Here is a 1,954-nt window from a genome sequence, read left to right as displayed (position 1 = left end):
CCACCGCCGCAGCCGGCGAGTCCGCCGGCCGCGACCAGCACGGCAGCGGACGCCGTCACGGCGGCGGACCCGAGCAGCGTGTGCGCGGACATGGTGTCCACCCTTCCGTCCGCCTGGCCTACCGGCGACGGTCGCGGGTGAGCCGGTACGGCTCTTCGTCCATGCTCCGCCCGTCCGGCCCGAAGTTCCACCGCGGCGGACGGCGTGCGACGGACAGCGGACGGCGCGCGGCGTGGGCGGGCCCCGCCGGCCCGGGTGGCAACGCCCGTTCCCGTCATCCGCGCGCCGACCGTCACCCGGTGGCGGGCGTCGTCACCGGGCGACGACCGTCACCGGGCGACGAACTGGGTGAGGATGGCCTGCACCTCGTAGATGTCCACGCCCTTGGTGAAGGTCTTCTGGATCGGGGTGGGACTGCTGGAGATCCAGATCTTCAGCTCCGCGTCGAGGTCGAAGGTGCCGGCCGTCTCCACCGCGAAGTGGGTGATGCTGCGGTACGGGATGGAGTGGTACTCGACCTTCTTGCCGGTGATCCCCTGCTTGTCGACGAGGATCAGCCGCCGGTCGGTGAACAGCAGGGTGTCGCGGATCAGCAGGTACGCCGCGTGCACCCGCTCGCCCTGGCCGAGCAGCCGGGCGTAGTCCTGCTGCGCGGCCGTCGGGTCGATGGTGTGTGCGTTTCCGAACAGTGCCATGGCACGCCCCCGGTAGTTGGATTTGCGCGATCTTCGCACTTTCTGTCGACCGGGAACACCCCGACGAGGCCGTGAGGGCCCTCACCGATGCCCTCGCGGTCCGGCGCGGGGGCCTCGGGTGCATGGAACCGTCCGATCAGGGCACCTCGCCCGGAGAGAGTGCCGAGGACGTCGTCCGGCAGCGAGGGGCCGGGCGCTCCGGCAGCCGGGGCCTCCGCCGGGACGGCAGGGCGGGGCCGAGCACGAAGGGAACCGGTATGAGTGCCACGGGTGACGGCAACACCGAGTACGGCAGGCGGGCCTTCAAACGGTCACGGAGCCACTTCACCGACCGGATCACCGCCAAGGGCGAGGACGGCTGGCCGGTCGAGGCGGGACGGTACCGGCTCGTCGTCAGCCGGGCCTGCCCCTGGGCCAGCCGGGCCCTGGTGTCCCGCCGGCTGCTGGGCCTGGAGCAGGCGCTCTCGCTCGCCGTCGCCGACCCCGTGCAGGACGACCGCAGCTGGCGGTTCACGCTGGACCCGGACGGCCGCGACCCGGTGCTGGGCATCCGCTACCTCGCCGAGGCGTACGAGGCGCGCGAGCCGGACGCGCCCGGCGGGGTGAGCGTGCCGGCGATCGTGGACGTGCCCAGCGGCCTGCTCGTGACCAACGACTACCCGCAGCTCACCCTCGACCTGGCGACCGAGTGGACCGCGCTCCACCGGCCGGGTGCGCCCGACCTGTACCCGCAGGCGCTGCGGGACGAGATCGACGAGGTCATGGACGGCGTCTACCGGGACGTCAACAACGGCGTGTACCGGGCCGGATTCGCCACCGAGCAGGACGAGTACGAGGACGCCTACCGCGACGTGTTCCGCCGCCTGGGACAGCTGTCCGAGCGGCTCGCCGACCGCCGCTACCTGGTGGGCGACACCATCACCGAGGCCGACATCCGCCTCTTCACCACGCTGGTGCGCTTCGACGCCGTCTACCACGGCCACTTCAAGTGCAACCGGTACAAGCTCGCCGAGGACCCCGTGCTGTGGGCCTACGTGCGGGACCTCTACCAGACGCCCGGGTTCGGGGACACCGTCGACTTCGACCACATCAAGCGGCACTACTACGTCGTGCACACCGGCATCAATCCCACGGGCATCGTGCCGGCCGGCCCCGACCTGTCCGGCTGGCTGACCCCGCACCACCGCGAGCAGCTGGGCGGCCGCCCGTTCGGTGACGGCACGCCGCCCGGCCCGCCACCCGCCGAGGAGCAGCTCCCG

2 protein-coding genes are annotated in these 1,954 nt (G+C 72.2%); one reads left to right on the top strand and one right to left on the bottom strand.

Annotated elements, in window-relative coordinates; translation table 11 throughout:
- Positions 1-329: 329 nt before the first annotated feature.
- Positions 330-695, bottom strand: a complete 366-nt coding sequence (locus ACYVE9_RS24870) for a PH domain-containing protein (RefSeq protein WP_461030143.1) — start codon at positions 693-695, stop codon at positions 330-332.
- A gap of 257 nt (positions 696-952) precedes the next feature.
- Between ACYVE9_RS24870 and ACYVE9_RS24865 the strand changes: the two genes are divergently transcribed.
- Positions 953-1,954, top strand: a 1,002-nt coding sequence (locus ACYVE9_RS24865; RefSeq protein ID WP_461030142.1) for a glutathione S-transferase family protein, incomplete at its 3' end; no start/stop codon positions are given.

The organism is Streptomyces sparsus, from assembly GCF_054776295.1.
Note: the sequence above shows the minus strand (reverse complement) of the source record. Positions and strands in the feature narration are given on the sequence as shown.